Annotated in this window: 18 protein-coding genes and 1 pseudogene; 7 read left to right on the forward strand and 12 right to left on the reverse strand. The window is 61.1% G+C overall.

From position 1 onward, the window contains the following. Nucleotides 1-93: 93 nt before the first annotated feature. Nucleotides 94-1,068, reverse strand: a complete 975-nt coding sequence (gene egtD, locus JQ632_RS21450; RefSeq protein ID WP_212404567.1) for an L-histidine N(alpha)-methyltransferase — start codon at nucleotides 1,066-1,068, stop codon at nucleotides 94-96. Between the two features lie 872 nt (nucleotides 1,069-1,940). Between egtD and JQ632_RS21455 the strand changes: the two genes are divergently transcribed. From JQ632_RS21455 to JQ632_RS21465, 3 genes and pseudogenes are all read left to right on the forward strand, one after another. Beyond that, nucleotides 1,941-2,318 carry a c-type cytochrome gene (locus JQ632_RS21455; RefSeq protein ID WP_212404568.1) on the forward strand — a complete coding sequence of 126 codons (378 nt, stop codon included), beginning with the start codon at nucleotides 1,941-1,943 and terminating at the stop codon, nucleotides 2,316-2,318. A 102-nt stretch (nucleotides 2,319-2,420) separates the two neighbouring features. Then, a pseudogene (locus tag JQ632_RS40090) lies at nucleotides 2,421-2,564 on the forward strand (cytochrome C); the annotation flags it as partial. Between the two features lie 199 nt (nucleotides 2,565-2,763). Continuing rightward, a complete protein-coding gene (locus JQ632_RS21465) occupies nucleotides 2,764-3,297 on the forward strand; it encodes a DUF1993 family protein (RefSeq protein ID WP_212404569.1) in 534 nt (177 codons plus the stop codon). Between the two features lie 291 nt (nucleotides 3,298-3,588). Here JQ632_RS21465 and JQ632_RS21470 read toward each other — a convergent pair whose 3' ends face one another. The 7 genes from JQ632_RS21470 to JQ632_RS21500 form a co-directional block, all read right to left on the reverse strand. After that, nucleotides 3,589-5,793, reverse strand: a complete 2,205-nt coding sequence (locus JQ632_RS21470; RefSeq protein ID WP_212404570.1) for a xanthine dehydrogenase family protein molybdopterin-binding subunit — start codon at nucleotides 5,791-5,793, stop codon at nucleotides 3,589-3,591. 4 nt (nucleotides 5,794-5,797) lie between these two features. Next, complete coding sequence (locus JQ632_RS21475; RefSeq protein WP_212404571.1) at nucleotides 5,798-6,253, reverse strand: (2Fe-2S)-binding protein; 456 nt, start codon at nucleotides 6,251-6,253, stop codon at nucleotides 5,798-5,800. Between the two features lie 89 nt (nucleotides 6,254-6,342). After that, complete coding sequence (locus tag JQ632_RS21480) at nucleotides 6,343-7,260, reverse strand: NADP-dependent oxidoreductase (protein WP_212404572.1); 918 nt, start codon at nucleotides 7,258-7,260, stop codon at nucleotides 6,343-6,345. A gap of 68 nt (nucleotides 7,261-7,328) precedes the next feature. Further along, the gene (locus JQ632_RS21485; RefSeq protein ID WP_212404573.1) at nucleotides 7,329-10,502 is read right to left on the reverse strand and encodes an efflux RND transporter permease subunit; all 3,174 of its coding nucleotides are present in this window, start codon (nucleotides 10,500-10,502) and stop codon (nucleotides 7,329-7,331) included. Further along, nucleotides 10,499-11,626 carry an efflux RND transporter periplasmic adaptor subunit gene (locus JQ632_RS21490; protein WP_409363504.1) on the reverse strand — a complete coding sequence of 376 codons (1,128 nt, stop codon included), beginning with the start codon at nucleotides 11,624-11,626 and terminating at the stop codon, nucleotides 10,499-10,501. Before JQ632_RS21490 ends, JQ632_RS21485 begins: the two co-directional genes overlap by 4 nt. A 126-nt stretch (nucleotides 11,627-11,752) precedes the next feature. Then, entirely contained in the window at nucleotides 11,753-12,196 is a 444-nt protein-coding gene (locus JQ632_RS21495; RefSeq protein WP_212404574.1) for a hypothetical protein, read from the reverse strand. 173 nt (nucleotides 12,197-12,369) lie between these two features. Next, nucleotides 12,370-12,699: a DUF3551 domain-containing protein gene (locus tag JQ632_RS21500; RefSeq protein ID WP_212404575.1), complete on the reverse strand. Its 330-nt coding sequence runs from the start codon at nucleotides 12,697-12,699 to the stop codon at nucleotides 12,370-12,372. An 851-nt stretch (nucleotides 12,700-13,550) separates the two neighbouring features. On the opposite strand from JQ632_RS21500, the gene JQ632_RS21505 reads away from it, so the two are divergent. Both JQ632_RS21505 and JQ632_RS21510 read left to right on the forward strand, forming a co-directional pair. Then, nucleotides 13,551-14,591, forward strand: a complete 1,041-nt coding sequence (locus JQ632_RS21505) for a hypothetical protein (protein ID WP_249152380.1) — start codon at nucleotides 13,551-13,553, stop codon at nucleotides 14,589-14,591. Between the two features lies 1 nt (nucleotide 14,592). Beyond that, nucleotides 14,593-14,868 carry a DUF1993 family protein gene (locus JQ632_RS21510; protein WP_212404576.1) on the forward strand — a complete coding sequence of 92 codons (276 nt, stop codon included), beginning with the start codon at nucleotides 14,593-14,595 and terminating at the stop codon, nucleotides 14,866-14,868. A 93-nt stretch (nucleotides 14,869-14,961) separates the two neighbouring features. Here the strand turns inward: JQ632_RS21510 and JQ632_RS39525 are convergent, their stop codons facing one another. From JQ632_RS39525 to JQ632_RS21525, 4 genes are all read right to left on the reverse strand, one after another. Further along, nucleotides 14,962-15,417: an AraC family transcriptional regulator gene (locus tag JQ632_RS39525; RefSeq protein WP_249152382.1), complete on the reverse strand. Its 456-nt coding sequence runs from the start codon at nucleotides 15,415-15,417 to the stop codon at nucleotides 14,962-14,964. A 40-nt stretch (nucleotides 15,418-15,457) separates the two neighbouring features. Continuing rightward, nucleotides 15,458-15,811, reverse strand: coding sequence for an AraC family ligand binding domain-containing protein (locus tag JQ632_RS39530; RefSeq protein WP_312015644.1), 354 nt, complete (start codon nucleotides 15,809-15,811; stop codon nucleotides 15,458-15,460). Between the two features lie 378 nt (nucleotides 15,812-16,189). Continuing rightward, the gene (locus JQ632_RS21520; protein WP_212404577.1) at nucleotides 16,190-17,632 is read right to left on the reverse strand and encodes an MFS transporter; all 1,443 of its coding nucleotides are present in this window, start codon (nucleotides 17,630-17,632) and stop codon (nucleotides 16,190-16,192) included. Between the two features lie 30 nt (nucleotides 17,633-17,662). Further along, nucleotides 17,663-18,283: a redoxin domain-containing protein gene (locus tag JQ632_RS21525; RefSeq protein ID WP_249152391.1), complete on the reverse strand. Its 621-nt coding sequence runs from the start codon at nucleotides 18,281-18,283 to the stop codon at nucleotides 17,663-17,665. 548 nt (nucleotides 18,284-18,831) lie between these two features. Here JQ632_RS21525 and JQ632_RS21530 point away from each other — a divergent pair. Both JQ632_RS21530 and JQ632_RS21535 read left to right on the forward strand, forming a co-directional pair. Continuing rightward, nucleotides 18,832-19,188 carry a hypothetical protein gene (locus JQ632_RS21530; protein WP_212404578.1) on the forward strand — a complete coding sequence of 119 codons (357 nt, stop codon included), beginning with the start codon at nucleotides 18,832-18,834 and terminating at the stop codon, nucleotides 19,186-19,188. A gap of 143 nt (nucleotides 19,189-19,331) precedes the next feature. After that, the gene (locus JQ632_RS21535) at nucleotides 19,332-20,759 is read left to right on the forward strand and encodes an MFS transporter (protein WP_212404579.1); all 1,428 of its coding nucleotides are present in this window, start codon (nucleotides 19,332-19,334) and stop codon (nucleotides 20,757-20,759) included. Nucleotides 20,760-20,800 lie beyond the last annotated feature (41 nt).

Raw genomic sequence — 20,800 nt, forward strand, 5'->3', positions numbered from 1 at the left:
AATCGCAGCGGAAAGGATCCAGTTGACGTGCCCGTTCCCTGCATCGAGCCTCTCCCGACTTGTGGTTTTGCGGCTACATCGCGAGGTGGCATGTCAGCGCGGACTCCGCGCCGCCCGAGGCGAGAGCGCGAACACACTGAACAGCCGCTTATCGTCCTCCCAGGCCTGCGACACGCGCCAGCCTGCACGCTCCGCGAGTGCGCCCAATCTTTCGTGATCGTATTTCCTCGAACTCTCTGTACAGATAGTCTCGCCCTCCCCAAAGTGGAATCGGCGCTGACCGATCGAGGCCCACTGGTCTGTGAGGCTGATCAGGTGCATCTCGACCGCTCTTTCGGAGTCGTTCCACCTCGCGACGTGCCGAAAGCGATCCAGGTGGAAGTCGCCCCCGAGTTCCCTGTTGATGCGGGCGAGCAGGTTGAGGTTGAACTGCGCCGTGACCCCTTCGCTGTCGTCGTAGGCGCGGAGCAGCGTCTCGACCTGCTTCACGAGGTCAACGCCGACGATCGCGGCGCCGTCGGGTCCAACATGGCGCAACATCTGCAAGAGGAAAGCCTCGGCCTCCGCGGCGTCGAGGTTTCCAATCGTCGAGCCACTGAAGAAGCCGACGCGCCGGCCCGCGGGAATGTCCGTGGGCATCTCGAATGCGCTCAGGAAGTCGCGTTCGACTGGCCGCACCCATAGAGAGCGAAAGCGGCGTTCCATACGGTGCGCCGTCTGTAGCAGGTACTCGTGCGCGACGTCGATGGGGACATAGCCTCGCGGCTCCGCGAGCGAGCCCAGCATGAGTTCGGTCTTCACTCCCGCACCCGCGCCGTACTCGATCAGGATAGGTCCCGGGCCGGCGAACTCTCGCAGTTCAGGTTGGCGCGCTCGCAGGATCGCTGTCTCCGCGCGCGTCGGATAATACTCCTCGAGGCGCGTGATCTCCTCGAACAAGTCGGAACCCCGTTCGTCATACAGCCAGCGGTACGGGATCGTCTTTTGAAGGCAGGACAGTCCGTCGACAACGTCGGAGCGAAAGAGGTTGTGGTCGCTATGGGACGGCGCAGCAGTCAGATCGTGCATCGGCGCGTGTTCCTTCAATGGCCCAAACGGGATTGCCGCGGGCGCACGCCGCCGCGGCGGGAACGTAACTCCGCGGATCGCACCGCGAATCCGCAATCCGTCGCCATTCGTCCAGACACACAGCCCACACAGCCTGCCGTGGCCGTATCCGGGACAACCCGGCAATGAGCCGGCTTGACATGCCCTTAGGCGACGGCGCGCTTCCAGTCGCGTACTAAAAGCCGCGTCGCCCTGCTCCGCACGGAGGTGCTGCAAGAACTGTCCGGCCAAGGTACGGATCGCGGCCGGCGCATGGCCTCTCGAAGCGTTGCGACGCGATGGGGAAGAGTGATCGCGAAGTGCCCTTTCGTGTCCTCCTACGCCGCCGGAGACCTCGAGTACGGCGCACTCTTCGACGACTGATCGTGGACGGGCCGGACGCAGATGCGCACAGCGCTTTTGGACGACGATACCTCACGCCTATCGAATGCATGTCCAAAGGGAATTTCAAATTTCGTCCGCTGTATCCGATCTTTGGATCTGCTGGGCCGACCACACGCGGCCGCCTCGACAAGGATTGAACCTATTGCGCCGAGCCGCCGTGACGCGCGCGGCAGCAAAGGAGCCCCGATGAAATTACCGAGGACTGTCAGCCTGGCCTTCGAAGAAGATCGACGAGATCGCCAACGCGACAGGCGCGGACATTGCGCCGACGACGGCGGCCCGGACAGGGCCCCACGATAGCCGCGTCTATCAGACCAACCACACGTTCAGTGCGGATACAACCCGGCAGGCTCGCTGGGGGCACTCGCGCTTCGGCCCGGCGACGATCTCAACGATTACGTTGCGCGGCCGCGCCGCTTCTGATCCCGATCTAAAAAAGGATGTTCCCAATGAAAGACGCAGGAAAAGTTGGCGCGATTATCGCGGCGTTCGTATTTGCAGGAGCGACCGCAAATCCAGGCTACGCGCAGGACGCCGAGCACGGAAAAACCGTATTCAAGGCTTGCGCAACGTGCCACGCTACGGATCAAGCCGATCGCGTCGGGCCGGGCCTGGGAGGAATCATCGGCAGGAAGGCGGGTACGGTTCCCAGCTTCCGCTACAGTGGCGCGATGAAGAACTCCGATATTGTATGGGATGCGAAGATCCTCGATGCGTATCTGGAATCGCCGCAGAAGGTGGTTCCCGGAAACACGATGCCCTACGCTGGGCTGAAGAATCCGACGGACCGGACCGACCTCGTTGCCTATCTTGCTACGTTGAAGTAGCGGCTCGTTGAGCGAGACCAAGGCTCGAAGGAAATGCACGCCGTCTATGCGTCCGCGGGGGCGATCGACGCCGACCGGAGGACTGGGTAATTCCCGGACGGCGCCGTTCTGGTGAAAGAGGTCTTCGCGACCTCGACGAACGAGATGACCACCGGCACAGTAAGCCACGCCGACAAGCTCAAGGGTTGGTTCGTCATGGTGAAAGACAGCAAGGGAACGCACCCTGGCAACCCTGGATTTACGTGAACGGATATCCCGTCCTGCGTTAGTAGGCGGCCGCATGCGTAGACGCTCTTCTCTTGCTGCCGCTTTGCGGACGCCAATGTCGAGTCCCGCTTAACTGATGCGGCAAGCCGTGAGACAGATGGAGTTATTGTAACCGTTCGTTTCGGGACCTATCGGGTCCGACCGACGTTCACACCACAACGAGCGCGTGGAGGTCAGCGTGTCCTTCTCGGTTTATGACATCACTGTTTCTGTCATGGTACATGGACTGAACGTGATGGACGACTATCTCGACGACGCCCAAGCACTCGAACGGACCAAGGGGTTCGAGCCCGGGAGGATTCTTGGCGAGCGGCTCGCGTCCGACATGCTGACCTTCGGAGAACAGTTCTCCGTAAGCTGCAACAAGGTTGAGGCGCACATGGCGAAGTTGATGCAACACAACCCGCCGACACCGCGTAAGACCCCGATGGTGTATCCGGCATTGAAGGCGCGGCTCCTTGAGACTCGCGGTTTCCTCCAAAACGTGCAGCCGGACGAGATTGCCGGCGCGCAGTCCCACACATACGAACTGACGCCGCCTATCGTGCGCGGGTGGTTCGGCGGTGACGACTACATCCGACACCTAGTGCTGCCGGACTTCTTCTTCCACATAACGATTGCGCACGCGATCCTTCGGCGCCTCGGAGCGAAGATCGGGAAGCGTGACTACCTCGGCAGTCTCACTCAGCAAAGCGGCGGTGACTACTCGTGAGAGGCGGGCGCAATGCGCGGCACGGGTCGAGGTCTTCAAGACAAGAAAGCAAGTTTAGATCACACCGATAGTGAGCGAGTTGCGAGAGGTCATCGGCGCACTGCAAAGTGAGGTTGAATTCGAGGCTACTGTGAGCGGGTTGGCGAGTTGGAAGCCGCTGGGATCGACCGCGCTCGCATAAGTTGCCTGGCGCAATAGGAGATCGCGGCGTCCTGTGCGGGAGCCGTCGGCTGCGACATCAAGCAGCTGCCCGCGTCGAGACCGGCTTGAGCGATGACCGGCAGCGGGTTTTCACGCTTGCTTGAGCAACTCCGTATCGATCGGCAGGCGGCGCACACGCTTTCCGGTCGCGGCGAAGATCGCATTGGTCACTGCAGCACTGACAATGGCTGTCGGAGCTTCACCGACGCCACCCGGAGCCTCTGCGTTCTTAATCAAGTGCGTCTCCACCACCGGTACCTCGTCGATACGCATCGGCAGATAGGTGTCGAAATTGCCTTGCTCGACGCGTCCATCCTTGAAGGTGATCGAGCCATGGAGCGCAGCGGTCAGCCCGAAAAGCGTTCCACCCTGAACCTGTGCTTCGATCGTATCGGGGTTGACGTACATGCCGCAATCGATCGCACAGACGATCCGCTTGACTTTGACGGAGCCATCGGCCGCCACTTCGACCTCGGCGACCTGCGACGTGTAGCTTCCGTATGCGAATTGTACCGAAATCCCCCGGCCATGCCGCTCGGGAAGAGGCGAGCCCCACCCTGCCTTTTCCGCAGCAAGCGACAGAACAGCAAGCGCTCGCGGACTATGGCCAAGCAATCCCTTGCGATAAGCGAAGGGATCCTGCCTCGCGGCATGCGCGAGCTCATCCATGAAGCTTTCGACCACAAAAACATTGTGAGTCGGTCCGACACCGCGCCACCAAGACGTCCGGACACCAGGGGGCTCAACCTGGACATAGTCGACGAGGATATTGGACAGTGCATAAGGCGGCTCGGCCGCCGCTTCTATGGCGTCGGGGTCCAAGCCGTCCTTGAAGTAAGGGGGATAATAGCGAGCCATGACTGAGGAGCCGGCGATCCGATGCGTCCAGGCAACCGGCTTGCCGGCCGCGTCAAGTCCAGCCGAGAGCCGATCGAGATAGTACGGCCGATACATATCGTGCTGGATGTCTTCCTCGCGGCTCCAGATCACCTTCAGCGGACCGTCGACTTGCTTGGCGATTTTGACGGCGAGGATCGTGCCATCGGCTTCCAGCCTTCGGCCGAAGCCACCGCCAATCAGATGATTGTAGATTTTGATCGCATCCTTTGGCAGGCCGGTTAATTCGGCCACCTGAGACTGCGTGATCGTAGGCGCCTGTGTCCCGACCCAAATGTGGCAACGATCCTTCTGCAGATGAACGGTACAGTTCATCGGCTCCATCGCCGCATGGGCCAGAAAAGGCACCTGATAGATGGCGTCAACCCGTTGCGCTGCCTCCGCAAGTGCCTTCCCCACATCACCGACGTTACGGGCAACAGCGCCCGGATTTTTGGACTCCTCCTCCAATTGCTTGACGATATCGGCGTTGCTGACCTTGCCGTTCGGCCCGTCGTCCCACGTGATGGCGGCGGCCTCGAGCCCCTTCTTCGCCGCACCCATGTGATCCGCTACCACGGCAACAGCTTCATCGATATTGACCACCTGCCGGACGCCCTTCACTGCCAGCGCGGCCTTCTCGTCCAGGCTTCTTGCTTTGCCACCGAGCACGGGAGAAATAGCAACCGCCGCGACCTTCAAACCCGGCAGTCGCGTATCGATGCCGTAGAGCGCGCGCCCATCGACCTTTGTTGCCGAATCCACGCGCTTGGCACGCGTGCCGATCAAGGTGAAATCCTTCGGATCCTTCAATTTGACGTTTGCCGTAGGCGGCACAGGTAATTTCGCCGCGGACTTCGCAAGTTCACCGTAGCTCAGATGCTTCGAGCCTGACGCATCGAATACGACGCCATCCTTGGCGCAGCAAGTCGCTGGATCGACATTCCAGCGCTTTGCGGCTGCCGCAATCAGCAGATTACGACCTATCGCCCCCGCCTGCCGCAGCGGTGTCCAGAAGGCGCGGACAGAGGCGGAACCACCCGTATTTTGAATGCCTATGATCGAATTGACGTAAAGTGCATGATTGGGCGGCGCATGCTGAACCTGAATCTGGTCAAGCTTCACTTCCAGTTCTTCAGCAAGAAGCATCGAGAGCGACGTGTAAACCCCCTGTCCCATCTCGATCATCGGAATGACCAAGGTCACAGCGGCGCTTGGATTGATCCGTATAAATCCATTCGGCGCGAAAGTACCCGTGACCTCGTTTTCGACCACCTGCGAAGCAGGCGCCGCGAAGACGGACTCCGTGCTCGCACCGGTCAGCGCAAAACCAAGCAGCAAACCTGTGCCCTGAAGAAAGGCGCGCCGCGACACTGCCGTTTGACCCGCACCCTGATCTTTCAGAATAAGCTCACTCATGATCTCAAACTCCCGCAGCGTGCTTGATCGCAGCGCGGATGCGCTGATAGGTGCCGCATCGGCAGACATTGCCCGACATAGCCGCGTCGATTTCGTTATCCGTCGGCTTCGGAGTGTCCTTCAGCAGCGCCGTCGCCGACATGATCTGGCCGGACTGGCAGTAGCCGCACTGCACCACCTCCAGCTCCAGCCACGCCTTCTGCAAGGCCGCGCCCATCGGCGTCCGGCCGATCGCCTCGATCGTGGTGACCGCGCCGTCGCCGACGCTGTCGACCGGCGTCTGGCAGGAGCGGACCGCATGGCCGTCAACATGCACGGTGCAGGCGCCGCACAGGGCCTGGCCGCAGCCGAACTTGGTCCCGGTCATACCGAGCACATCGCGTAACACCCACAGCAGCGGGGTGTCGCCGTCGACATCGACCTCATGGGGTGTGCCGTTGATCTTTAGCGTGAAAGCCATGGATGCCTCTCGGTGACTACTGCTGATGGGACGCAGCCGGTCGACCCAGACCGCGCCGGCCGACTAGATGCATCAATGGGCACGTGTCCCTACGGACGAACGCAGATGATTGTCTTCCCCTTACGTCGCTCAGTCGAGTTCAGGGCGGCGACGGCATCGTCGAGGGACGAGACTGCACTGATGTTCGTCTGCAGTCGTCCGTCCCGCACCCTCTGGACGATCTCACCCAGTTGGGCACGATCGGACTCGACGACGAAATCGACCGCCAAGCCGTTGGCGGGACGTGCCTCGGTCGGGCCGGCAATGGTTACCAGCGTTCCTCCGGCTCGAATCTGGCGCGCGGACCACTTCCCGATATCGCCCCCAAGGACATCGAAAACCAGATCGACTGGGCCGACGTCTTCCAGCGCGTCGTTCTCAAGGTCGACGAACTCTTGCGCGCCGAAGTTGAGCACCGCCTGACGGTCGGCGGAGCGTCCGGTGCCGATGACGTAGGCACCGGCCTCACGTGCGAGCTGGGCTACCATCGAACCGACTACTCCGGCCGCGCCGTGCGCGAGTACGCTCTGCCCTGCCCGAAGGCGGCCGTGCTCGAACAGTCCCTGCCATGCGGTCAGGCCCGGCATCGGCAGGCTCGCGCCCACCGTGAAATCGACATCGCCCGGCAGCGGCGCGAGGTTGCGCGCCTCGACCGCCACATACTCGGCCAGGGTGCCGTCGCGAGTCCAGTCCGTGAGGCCGAACACCCGCTGTCCCACCGACAGTCCTGTCGTGCCATAGCCGAGCGCGGTGACCACTCCGGCCAGTTCGTGCCCAGGGATCGACGGTGTTCGGTCACGATCGAGGCGGTCGGTCCAGGTCGGGGGCCAGGTCAGCTCATCCCAGGTGAATCCCGACGCATGAACCTGAACTACGACGTCGTTTATCGCTGCCTGCGGCTCGGGCCGCTCCACCAGCTTCATCCCGGCCGTTCCCGCAGCTTGGTCCGTCACAACGATTGCCTTCATGAAAATTTCTCCTCGGTCATTCTCTTTAGTAGTGTTCCGGCTTCATCGCGCATCGGCGTCACCGCAACTCACTCCGCCGCGGCCGCCATCGTTTGGGTTGTGTTGCCCTCCTTCTTGCCTTCCGCGAGGTTGCGCACCACCACGTAGAAGATCGGCGTGAAGATCAGGCCGAACAGTGTGACGCCGAGCATGCCGAAGAACACGGCGACGCCGACCGCCTGGCGCATCTCCGATCCGGAGCCGGTTGAGAAGACGAGCGGCAGCACGCCGAGGATGAAGGCGAACGAGGTCATCAGGATCGGCCGCAGTCGCAACCGGCAGGCCTCGATCACCGCCTCCAGGCGCGGTTTGCCTTCAAGCTCGATATCGCGCGCGAACTCGACGATCAGGATCGCGTTCTTGGCCGCAAGCCCCACCAGCACCACGAAGCCGATCTGTGTCAGGATGTTAATGTCCTGGCCCATGATGCGCACGCCGATGGTGGCTGCGAACAGGCACATCGGCACGATCAGGAGTACCGCGAGCGGCAGCGTCCAGCTGCCATATTGCGCCGCCAGCACCAGATAGACGAACAGCACACAGATCGGGAACACATATAGTCCGGCATTGCCACCCGTCACCTGTTGATAGGACAGATCGGTCCATTCGAAGGAAAAGCCGCTCGGTAATGTCTTGTCGGCCAGTTGCTTGATGGTGTTGAGCGCGGTCTTCGAGCTCACGCCCGGTGCCGGCTCACCCTGGAGCTCGGATGCTGAGTAGAGATTGTAGCGCGCGACACGATCGGGTCCCGAGATGTCCTTGAAGTCGACGATGCTGCCGAGCATCACCATGTCGCCGGCCGCGTTGCGGGTACGCAGCCGCGCCAGATCGGCCGGTTCTTTCCGGAACGGCTGATCGGCCTGCGCAGTGACGTGATAGGTGCGTCCGAACAGGTTGAAATCGTTGACATAGGTCGAGCCGAAGTAAGTCTCGATCGTGTCGGTGATGTTGGTGATGGGGACGCCGAGCTTCTGCGCCTTAACGCGATCGATATCGACGAACAGCTGCGGCGTATTTGTCGTGAACGGCGAGAACACCGAGGTCAGGTTTGGCCACTTCCGCGCGGCGGCGACGAGTTCGTCGGTGGCGGCTCCGAGCAGCTCGGGGCCGCGCCCTTGTCGATCTTGGATGCGGATGGCGAAGCCGCCGCCGGTGCCGATGCCTGGTACTGCGGGCGGTGGAATGACGATGATGAAGGCGCCCTGGATCGCCGACAACCGCTTGCGCAGATTGGCAGTGATCACGCTGGCGGTCAGCCCCTTCCTGACCCGCGCCTCCGGCTCATCGAAGACGGGGAACAGAGCCGCGGCGTTGCTCGCCTGCGTACGGGTCGCGCCGGAGAAGCCGGCAAACGCCGCGACACGGACGATACCCGGCGTATCCAGCGCAATCCGCTCGATTTCGTGCACCACCGCGGTGGTCCGCACCAGCGATGCGGCTCCTGGCAATTGCGCCGAGATGATAAGGTAACCGCGATCCTGCGCGGGAATGAAACCCTGCGAGGTGGTGGCGAGCAGCCAGCCGGCGCTGCCGATCAGCGCGAGATAGATTGCAAGCATCACCACCGTATGGCGGATCACGAAGTTGGCGGCGGCCGCGTAACCGTGCGCCAGGCGATCGAAGATGCGGTTGAAAAGCACGGTGAAGCTGTCCCAGCCACGCGCAATGATGTTCCAGCGCGCCGGCCGACGTTTCTCCTCGTGCGGAGTAAGGATTTTCGAGGCCAGTGCTGGCGACAGCGTCAGCGAGCAGAAGCACGAAATCGCGGTCGCGACCGCGATGGTGACGGCGAATTGCTGGAAGAACCGCCCGGAGATGCCGCCGAGGAACGCGGTCGGCACGAACACCGCGCAGAGCACGAGCGCGATCGACAGCAGTGCGCCGCCAACCTCCTCCATCGTCTTGAGCGCCGCCTCGCGCCGGCTCATACCGAGCTGGAGATGTCGCTCGACATTCTCGACAACCACAATAGCATCGTCGACCACGATGCCGACCGCAAGCACGAGCCCGAACAGCGTGAGGTTGTTGATGCCGAAGCCGAGCGCGGCCATCGCTGCAAAGGTGCCGACCAGCGACACCGGAATTGCGACAATCGGGATGATTGCAGGCCGCCAATCTTGAAGGAACACCAGCACCACGATCACGACGAGCGCCATCGCCTCGTAGATGCTCTTGATCAACTCATGGACCGATTGGGCGATGAACTCAGTGGGGTTGTAGCCGATATTGTAATCGAGCCCCTTTGGGAAGTTCGTCTTGAGCTGCGCCATCGTGTCGGAGATATGCTTCGCGGTGGCGAGCGCGTTCGATCCGGGCCGTTGCGTCACCACCATCGCGACGGCTGACTTACGCAGTATGAAGCTGTTGGTGGTGTAGGCCAGCGCGCCAAGCTCGATCCGCGCGACGTCGCGCAGCCGCACGGTACGACCGTCGGAGCTAGCCTTCACCACGATGTCCTCGAACTGCGTGATATCTTTGAGGCGACCAGTGAAGACGAGGTTCGGTTGGAATGCGCGATCCGCAATCGGCGGCTCCGCGATCTGGCCGCCGGCAATCTGCAGGTTCTGGGCCCGGACCGCGGCAATGACGTCGCTTGAGGTCATGCCGAGATTGGCGATCTTGTCGGGGTCGAGCCAGAGCCGCATCGAGTAGTCGCGTGCGCCAAACATCTGGATGTCGCCGACGCCGTCGAGCCGCAACAGCTGGTCGCGCACCTGCAGCAGCGTATAGTTCGAGATGTAGAGCTGGTCGAAGCTGTCGTCGGGCGACAGCATGAAAACGACCATCAGGATGTCCGGCGAGTTCTTGCGGGTGACGACGCCGTTGCGCTGCACCTCCTCGGGCAGCCGCGGCTGCGCGATGGCGACGCGGTTCTGGACCAGCACCTGGGCCTTGTCCAGATCGGTGCCGAGCTTGAAGGTCACGGTGATGGTGAGCTGGCCGTTTGAGGTCGCTTGGCTGTACAGGTACAGCATGTCCTCGACGCCGTTGATCTCCTGCTCGATGGGAGCTGCGACCGTGTCGGATACGGTCTGGGCCGAGGCGCCCGGATATTGCGTGGTAACCGTGACGGTCGGCGGTACGACCTGCGGATATTCCGAGACCGGCAGCGTCTGGTAGGCGATCGTGCCCACAATCAGGAGCACGATCGACAGTACCATCGCCAGAATGGGCTGGTTGACGGAAAGACGTCCGAGATTCATGACTTGTTGCCGCTGATCTCGCCCTTGTGCGGGCTCACCTTGGCGCCGACGCGGGCACGCTGCAGGCCGTCGATGATGACACGATCCTCCGGCTTCAGCCCTGTGCGGACTACTCGCAGGCCCTGATCCAGCGGACCGAGTTCGACCGCGCGCGATTCCACAGTGTTGTCATCGTTGACCACGAACACTATCTTGCGCGACTGGTCGGTCGCGATCGCGGTATCTGGCAAAAGAAGCGCCTCATAGGGCGAAGAGCCAATCAGCCGGACGCGGCCGAACTGGCCGGGCAGGATGGACAGATCGTGGTTCGGGATGATCGCGCGGCTGCGCAGCGTGGCGGTGGAGACATCGAGCCGGTTGTCGATGAAATCCATGTGGCCTTCGTGCGAAGGCTTGTTTTCACCGGTCAGCGCCACCCGCACTGGATTGGGCGTATCGCGAGAGCTCGGTCGCCTGCCCTCGAACCACAGCTTGTTGTTCTTCAGGTAGGTCGCCTCGTCGACATCAAAATAGATGTAGATGGGGTCCATTGAGACGATGGTGGTCAGCAATGTGGATGCGCCATTGTCACTGCCGCTGACGAGATTGCCGACACTCACGAGATGGCGGCTGACGCGGCCGCTGATTGGCGCCACCACATGGGTGAATTCAATATTGAGCTGGGCTGCCTTCAGCGCGCCCTCCGCCTGGATCTCGGCGGCGTGCGCGGCCTGCAGTGCCTCGCGGCGCTGGTCGACGACCTGTTGGGAGACCGCGCTGGTCTGGACAAGGGTCAGGCCGCGATCGAGCTCGCGCTTTGCAAGCTCGGTCTTTGCCCGGGCGTCGGCAAGCTGGCCATTGGCTTGCTCGGCCACCGCCTCGAACGGCCGCGGGTCGATGATGTAGAGCAGGTCGCCGGCATGCACGATGTCGCCGTCCTTGAATTCGACATTGGTGACAAAGCCGCCGACGCGCGCGCGGACCTGGACCTCTTCGACCGCCTGAAAGCGGCCGGTGAACTCGTCCCAGTCGGTGACGGTCTGTTTGACCGGTTGGGCCACCGTCACCGGCGGCGGAGGCGCGGCCACCTGCGATTGCGCCTTCCCGTCGCAGCCAGCGAGCGCCAGCGCGAACAGCATACCGATCGGCGCGCCGCCGCATCGTAGAAGGCGGCGAAACGGACCGCGATCGAGCCGGGTCGCCGGAGCCGGATACTCCGTTCTGTCAGTCGCGCTCACTTTCGTCTCTCCAAGAGACCTAGAATGTTGCAATTAAATTGGACAGGTCGCACTGTTACTGCCGGTCGGTCTCGATACAGGCAGCAGCAGCACTCGCACCGCTGTTCCGACGCCGGTGTCTTGATCTTGCATCAGCGGAGTAGAGCGCGAGGCGCTGGCCAGCGGTGAGTTGCGGCACAGCACGCCGGCAATTCCACCATCTCTGCAAATCACAGGGATCTCGATCTTCCCCACGAACAGGGCGACGGCGCTCTCAAGCCATGATAGATGCCGTCCGGCGGCGTGAAAAATCCGGCCCGGTTCCAACAATACACCCGCAGTGCCCGCAAAAACGGCAGCCGCATCTGGGAAAAGGGTAACTTCGCTGATCCCGCCGCCAAGAGGCGCGACGACTTCAATTGCATCGTTGCTTTGCATATCGAGCCTGGACTCTATACCCATGTTGATCCGATAGATGTGACTTGCCTCCGCATCCACGACGATGCCATCGGTGACGATGGTCTTGCGGTCTCATCCGACTGGATTTATCGAGTGAATGCGGTCTCCGCTCAGTTCGGAGACGAACAGTCGGGCCGGAGCGGCTGACGCCAGATGAGTTCTTCGATTTGGTGCTTCGAGTGTCGTTATGGTCTGTCCTTCGAGTGTTTGCTCTACTTGTCGGCCTTGGCGGCCGGCTGCGCTGCTTGCGATGGACGCGCGATGGGACGGCAGAGCAAATAGGTATCCGAGTTGTGGTTGATCGTCTCGATACTGTCGTCCTTCGGGAACGGATCGCTGAGGCACGCGGCGTACGTGCCGGATATCGCTGCCTTGCATTGCTCCATCGAACTGAAGCTGCAGTCCCGCGCGAAACTATAACCATCTTCGCTACAATATTCACCGGCGCGTACCGCAGCTGGTGCGAACAGTCCACCCAGTGCAATCGCCACGACCAACGTCGCAGCGGGGATGGTCATTGCTTTCAACACGGTGGTGTTCATATGAGCCTTCTTTCACCTTGCCTGCGTTGTGCACTATTTGATCCACGTGCAAAGTTTCCGCACGACGATGCTTTGGAGAGTGACCTTGCAACACCGGCAAGGGAAATCACCTCTCGCCATAGAGTCGATAGACGATTGTTATTGCCGCTTGCCGCGCAGCGTGATGCCGTAGCGAGGAATGCCACGGGCCACATCGCACCTCGAAACCGACGGTTCTATTCTGCAGAGACTTCTAAGCCGTGTTCAGTCGCTGAATCGGCAATGAACGCCGTCGCGGCTTGCACAACTGGTGCCCGAGGTTCGGGCCGTAAGCCCCGAGAGAAGCTCGTATATGGTGCACGATAGCGGCAAGAAACGCGAACGGCACTGTGGGTCATTCATAACCCGCATCAATAACTCAAATACATTTTCACGATCTAGCGCCTCTTGGACAAATTGGTCATTTTGCACGTCAACGCACTCGAAGTTCCCTCAAGAGATAACCAGCCTGTGCGGAAGCTTCGGCTGAAGCTACCTTCGCCCCTTGCTTTGATACCGATCGGAGCATTCACTGTCTCAACGACGACGGAGATCGCCAAAACAAAAAGAGACACCTCGCGTATTATCCTTGTAAGCCAGAGCGGCATTTTCGGCCCACGAAAGCCGGCCGGGAAATAGGACGAAAATGGAGAAGCGATGAACGCTCTGCCTTCCTTTTCGTGAGCGCGCTTTGACAGAGTGTGAGTTTATATGGTCATCGAAACAATCAAGAATCGATGCACGGCCGCAAGGCGATAAGCGAAGGCAAGTTTTCAAACCTGTCTTGGACGTCGTCTCGCACATCGGTTTCTTTGTTGTGACTCTATAGGTTGATGATGGAAGTATTCGTTCGCCCGCAGAATCGCAGAACGTTTCTTGAGAAGCGCTTTGACTATGTGGCTCTAACTCCCGCTGCGGCAGCGATTTGTTATCCATTTCTGCTCAATGCTTTTCATACCATCGTCGGCACGCAAGCGGTAAGCTTGCCACCGCTCGCAATCGCCAGCGCGATCTTCATCCTGGTCGTTGCGTTCGTCGTGCCGTTTCTTGGGATCGCTCTGGCTTGCCGACCCACGTCCGATCCCGGCTCAAGACGCCTCGCCTATGCCAGCGTTGTGTCGCCAACGCTCTATGTCTTTCTCGGCGTTGTCCAGGCCATGATCAAGAGCCCTATTCCCGACGAGGTCGTCTGGTGCGCGATCTGGCTCGCTATCACGATCTGGTCGCAATCTGCCCGAGATCCGGTTGCTGCAACTGTGCCTGCAGTCGGGGGGTGGCGGGTTGTCCACGGGGTAACGGCCGCAGTCCTGTCCATATATGTGGTATTTCATCTCACCAATCATCTGTTTGGCTTGATAGGACCGGATGCGCATGCGGCCGTTATGAAGATCGGACGCGTGGTTTATCGCTCTGCCGTAGGCGAACCGTTGTTGGTGGCGGCCATGCTTTTCCAGATCGGCACCGGCCTCTTTCTGGCATGGCGCTGGAGCGCCGCTGCGCATGACTTCCAGCGGACCTATCAGGTCGCTTCGGGAGCCTATCTCTCAGTGTTCATTCTCGGCCACATGAATTCGGTCTTCGTCTACGCGCGAAGCTTCCTCGGCATACCGACGGATTGGAATTTCGCGATCGGAGCCCCGACTGGGCTCATTCATGACGCATGGAATATTCGTCTGCTGCCTCACTACGCGCTCGGCGCCTTCTTCGTCCTGAGCCACCTTGCTTCAGGACTGAGAGTGGTGCTGATGGCACACGGTGTCGATCAACGTAATGCCGATCGCTTTTGGGGTGTCTGCGTCGCTATGAGCGCCATCGTCGCGGCCGCGATCATCGCGGGAATGTCCGGCGTTAGGATCGGTGCATTGGCTTTGTGACTTGCGACTGCCTATCGTGCGCGGATGGTTCAGCGGCGACGACTACATCCGGCACCTGGTGCTGCCTGACCTCTTCTTCCACATCTCAAATGCGCACGCGATCCTTCGGCACTTCGGGGTCAATATCGGGAAGCGCAACTACCCTGGAACCTCATTCAGCAGAACGGCGGTAACTACACGGCGCACGGCAAGGGCCGAGGCCTTCAACGTGATGATCGGCCACTTTTCCGGTGCGAAGCTCGGGGTCGACCCTGTTGAGAGAACTGGGAAATCCTGACTCGATCCGCTTCATGCTCCGCCGCTTCGCAGGCCTGCGGCATGATGGGTACTACGTTCTACGCTATAGCCACCTAAGCGCGCTCCCGCTTTTTCATGTCGGCGGGACTACCAGAATCGGGAGATTATGAAGAAAGGCAGTCGGTGTCATTTTCGTTACTTGCCCGAAGGCAAACGAGAACGCCGCCGTGCTGCTGAAGCCGACATCTGCCGCGACTCTCGAGATTGAACGCCCCGCCGAGAGTTGATCGATCGCGAGCGCTATTCTTGCTCTTTGTCGCCAGGCCTTGAAGCTCAATCCAGTTTCAAGCGGGAAAATGCGGCTGATCGTGCGAATCGACGTTGCCGCGCGACGGGCAAGGTCGCTGACGCCGAGCTGCATCTGCGAATCCGCTAAAGCCAGATCAGCGACGCGTCTTCCGATCGTGCTTGTTGGCATCGGAAGGAACACCGGAACGTCGGGTGTCTCGGTAAGCTCGTGAAGAATCAATCGGACGGCAAGCTCGGCTTTTTTGGACGAAATATCGACCTTGAAGGCGGCGAGGATCAATTCCCGTAGAAGCGGTGTAACCGTCAGGGCGAATATGTAACTAATGGCCTTTCCGGCGCCACTTCTGTAAAGCCGATGGGTGCCAGTAGATCATCCGCAATTCGGTATCGGAAAGCATATCGACCCGATGAGGTATGCCGGCTGGCATCCAGAGCGCAAGTTGGGGCGGGACGAACCAGCGTCCAGATGCGGTGTAGACCTGCAGCGTTCCCGAAGCAGCAAAGATTACTTGTGATTCTTTGTGCGCGTGCAATCCGACGGCCTCGCCCCGGGGGAAGGTCCTGCGAAGAATCCTGAATGGCATAGGTCTCTGCGCTTGGCGTGTCATATACGTCGATCGGCCACACATCGTTGACACGACTTGGTACCATTGCACGATGACTTGGTCGACCATCCTGTTGCCCAGACCGTGTTGTCTATGTCCATCCCTACCTGCTCTAGTGAGAGGCTAATGTTGAAGTGAATACCGGTCACTGGTGTGCAGTTATGGAAATCCGCGACTGAGAGTATGCGCAAGTTCGGCCGCCCAAAGGTCGCACCGGAGATTGTATCCTGATGGGCGGGGTCGAATGTTTAACGTCGAAAGCTACGTTTGTCCGCCGTCGCCGAACTCGGGTTCGGGAACCGACGATCAGATGTGGCATCCGAGAGCTGGAAGATGAAGTCGGGGTTGCCTTATTTATACGTCATCCTGGCGGCGCAACGCTCGCCAACGCAGGCAAGAGATTCCTAAATCATGCTCGCATGGCGATCGGTTCGCATCGAATACGCCTTATAAGATGGCGTCCGGCGTCGGGGTTATTGCGGCCGTAAAGGCGCCGCCGACCGAGGCCGCGGCGGCTACGGCGAGACCGACCTCGTAGCCAGACTCGAAAGACGCGACACCGGCGGCCAGTGCCACGCCGATAAGCTGCGCGATCCGGCTCGCCGCATTGTTGATGCCGGAGGCGAGCCCCTCGTTCGTCTGATCAACGCTCGACATGACGGACGCGGTGAGCGGTGCCACGAGCACTGCGAAAGACAGGCCAAGCAGCGTCATGGGTGCGATAACGCCAACAATCAAGGATTCCTTCTGACTGAGCGCCATCCAAACATATGCTAGTGCAGCACCTGCCGGTCCCACGATGAGCATAGTCCGCGCGCCAATCTTGTCCGCCAATCCGCCGAAGACATTCGACAGGAGTCCCACGCCCGGCGTGAAGGGCAGGAATGCCAGCCCGGCATCGGTCGACGATAGGGCGCGGCGATCGACGAGATCAAAAGGCAGCAGAAAGAACATAATCGAAATCCCCGTATAGATCATCAGGGTCGCGACGTTCAGCCCGAGGAAGGCGTGGTTCTCAACAAGGCGGGGTGGCGTCATCGGGTGTTCGCTTCTGCACTCCCAGAACGCGTAGACAGCGAGCCCGACAATGCCGAGCCCGGCGACGATCGCGAGCGCCGTGCCTGTCCGAGCCGGAGCGTCCGCGGCGCCCTGAGCTTCAGTAGGTCCGATCTGGCTGAGCGCCCAGGCGAGTGCCCCGAGCGCCGAAGCCAGGATGGCGGCGCCGATCACGTCGAACCGGCGCTGAATGCGTCCATCTTTGGGCGCGAAGACCAGCAGAACTCCCACTGCTACGAGCGCGAGTGGCTGGTTGATCCAGAACACGAATGGCCAGCCCAGGGTCTCGGTCAACCAGCCGCCAAGGACGGGACCTCCGGCGGTGGTGAGAGCCGATGCCGCGGCCCATACGCCGATTGCTCGATTTCGCTCCGTGCGCGGGTAAGTGGCCCCGATCAGGGCGAGACTGGCAGGGGTAACGATTGCAGCTGCCGCTCCCTGAACGACGCGCGCGGCGATCAACCAGGCGGGCGAAGGCGCCAGCGCGCAAGCCGCGGACGCCAGACCGAACAAGACGCAACCGAGCGCGAGCATGCGCGCCTTGCCGTAAACATCGGCGAGCGCACCGCCGATCAATGTCAGCGAGGCAAGTGCCAGCATATACCCGTTGAGAACCCATTGAACGGAGGCGAGGTCCGCACCGAGATCCGCGCGCAATCTCGGCAACGCGACCGGAAGCGCCGTCCCATCGATGAAAGCCATCGAGGATGCGAGCACGCAGGCGGCCAGCACCATGCTCCGGTGTCGACCCGGCTCTCCCCGCCCGAGTTCTCCCGGGCCCGATTCCGCATCGATAACGCCGCGGCTGCACGGCTCTACGAACGGCTGTGCCATTCATTGACCTCCCCGCTAGTCCGCTGGTCTTCAGTTCTTTGCTAAAGATTTGAGGTGGCGGACAAAACCGAGCACATCATCAGGCATCAGACGGCCGATCGCGCGGGTCGAATAGACGGCCGTCACCACCCGGCATTCGGGATTGAGGACGAAGCCCGTTGCCTGGAGACACACGGGATCGTCATTGACGAAGGCGCCGGTGACCGCGGAAACCGCTCGCGCGTTGGCGCCGTAAGCGACCGGAAAGCCGAGCTTGTGCTTTTCGACGAGCATCTCCGACTTTTCTCGATCGTCTACCGATACCGAGACGACCTTGATGCCTTCCCCAGCGAATTTGTCCGCCGCTCGCGCGAAAGCGGCAAGCTGGGCGTTGCAGTACGGACACCAGGAACCGCGGTGGAATAGGACCACACCGAACCAACCTGCCAGATCGGCAGGCAAATGGATTTCGCCACCACCGACGCGAGCAAAGGTAAGAGAGGGAAAGACATCGCCATTTTGCAGCATTACAATTGGTCCTCGTTGTTGAAATGCCGGGCGCTCAAAGCGCCAGCAGTCCTCGCAAGGACGGCCGTCGTATCCGGGAATAACGTAACTTTGCTGATCCACCTCCGAGAGGCGTGACGACTCAATTACGTCGCTGCTTTGCATTCGAGTCCCTTGGTCGATTCGGCATCGCGTTTGGTCGCGGCATCGAAGGTCTACGAGGGTTTGGAGAATGACCTAGGAAGGCCAGCGAGGGAAATCACCTCTCGCTATAGTGTCGATACACGATCGTTATTGCCGCTAGCCGCGCCACGTGATGCCGTAACGAGAAATGCCACTAACCGCATCTGCAGAGACTTCTAAGCCCGTTCGGTCGCCATATCGGCCATCAATCCCGTCGCGGCGTGCGCAACGCGTGGCTATCTGCTCTCCTGAACTGATAAGTGGGCATGGCGTCGATGACGTGTCACCGGTGTTGCCCGACGGCAGTACGCTTGATGCGTAGCCCGCCTGATTTTCCAGGTGCGTTGCGGAGAGGCGACACGCTCTTCGCCGAGACCAGAGCAGCAGCCGTCTCTACGCACGCCGTCGACACCTCAAAGCCGCGGTAAACGCGTGGGAATGGAAACCATAACAGTCAGATATTTCCCGAGTGAAATGCCGCCGGCGTAGCATCCCCCAAGAGGCGCCAGGAGCTTCACCAGGAGTTTCAGATGAGATTAGAAGTAGCTGGTGTCGTGAGGGCGGTTTCTCGACTCGTGAATAAAGAATACGACTGCGAGTATCGTATCAAGGATGATCATCTTTTCGATCTGGCGCTCAATTCCCCACTAGACCCGAGGCACATCCACGTCGACACCGCCCTCCATTTGGAGAGCGGAGCTGATGCCGGGGATGCCCCGAATACCTATCCCATTTCGGATAAAAAGATACACAACAAGGGATTGCTGATCGATGCATTCGACATTCTCTGTGAGATCTGCGTCCGCAAGTTAGCCGAGCGGTTGGTGGAGACGCGTCCTCTTTGGCGTCGCCGTCACATCGGGCGGTGCAGCGCGGGCCGTAAGTGACGACCGTTTAGAGGGGGGCTGCTTGAGGTGGAATTGATGTTGCGAGGAGTGATCGGCGAACGGACACGGCGGCGCGGCTACAAGCTGCCCTCCAATGATCTCGCGCGCCGCCGCTCGCGCAACCTAACCTGAGGGATTGGGTCGTGAGCAGCGCCTCCCTGATCCTGACTGACCGCAGCCTGGCGCTCTCCAAGCCTAAGGCCGTCGGTGCGCAGGGCAGCACCAAGGTGCTCGCCGCGTTGAGCCTGGGCAGCTGCCTCGTGTTCGTCAGCAGTTCCCTCGTCACGGTCGCGCTCGCGGCGATTGGCCGAGACATGCGCCTATCGCCGCTCGACCTGCAGTGGGTGATAAACGCCGAGTTCCGGCCGCTCGCGGCCCTGACCTTGATCGCCGGCGCTCTGGGTGACCGGTTCGGACAGAAGCGGATCTTCCTCGCAGGGATCGCTTTTTATGGCCTGAGCGCGGCCGCGATTGGTTTCGCACCAAGTTTCGCGTCGTTCATCGTCGGCCGGTTCCTGCAAGGCTTGCGCGAAGCCGTGATCCTGCCCAACGGCTTTTCCGTGCTCGGGCGGGCCTTTCCCGCCGACACGAAAGCTCCTGCGGTCGGCATCTGGTCCGCCGCGGCGGCTGTCGCCAGCGGCGTCGCACCCGCGATCGTCGGCGCGAACCTCGATCACGGGTCCTGGCGGGCGACCTTTCTGATGCTACTGCCCGTGGTCGCTGGTGCGCTGGCCGCCGGCACCGCGTGGATACCCAAGGACTCCCCGACCAACCGCGCCCGGGTCGACGTCCGTGGCGCGGTTCTTTCGGCAGTCGGGAGCGGGTTGGACGCGGGGCTGACCGGCCTGACCAACGGCTCCGGTCTGAACCTTTGGGTGCTCGTCAACCTGATCGTCGGTCTGGGCGGCCTATTCGGCCTCATCGTGAACGAACGGCAATTAGGCCACAACGCCCCTGCTGCCCCGTCCCTCTTCGCCTCGCGGTCGGTCGTCGGCGCGAACCTTTTCACTGTGCTCCTCTACGGGCTGTTCACGGTCATGCTAACCTTGATCCCTTTCGTGATGATGCGGGGCGCGCACCTGCCAACGCTGGTGGCGGGCCTAGCCTTCATTCCCCTGCAAGTGCTGATTACGGTCATCTCGCCGCTCGCCGGCATGCTTTGCCGCCGGTTCGGCCGGCGCTTGCCATTGTTCGCCGGCAGCGCCGTCGTCGCCTTGGGATGCGCCATCGCGCTCCGTGTCGGTTCGAACGCGACTTATTGGACGGATATATTCCCTCCCATCCTGTTGCTGGCGCTGGGCATGAGCCAGGCGATCGCGCCGTTGACGACTCTCGTTCTCACCTCCGTCGAGTCCGATCGCGCCGGAACGCGTCTGGCGTCAACAGCGCGGTCTCGCGCGCCGGGTCGCTCTTCGTTATCGCCCTGCCCGGCGGCGTCCTGCAGCAGAGCGGTCCCCAGCTGTTCATTCCGCATGGCGATGGCTGACGCCGCGGTCGCCTTGGTTCTCGCCACGCTCGCGGTGTTCATTATCGGGCCGGGGTCCCACGTCGACTTCATCCCGCCCGACTGACCCGTTCGGCGCGGAACAGGACCAACCTATCGGCAGAAGGA

Origin of the sequence: Bradyrhizobium liaoningense (assembly GCF_018130955.1) — a bacterium.
In the GTDB taxonomy this organism is placed as follows: Bacteria; Pseudomonadota; Alphaproteobacteria; order Rhizobiales; family Xanthobacteraceae; genus Bradyrhizobium; species Bradyrhizobium liaoningense_C.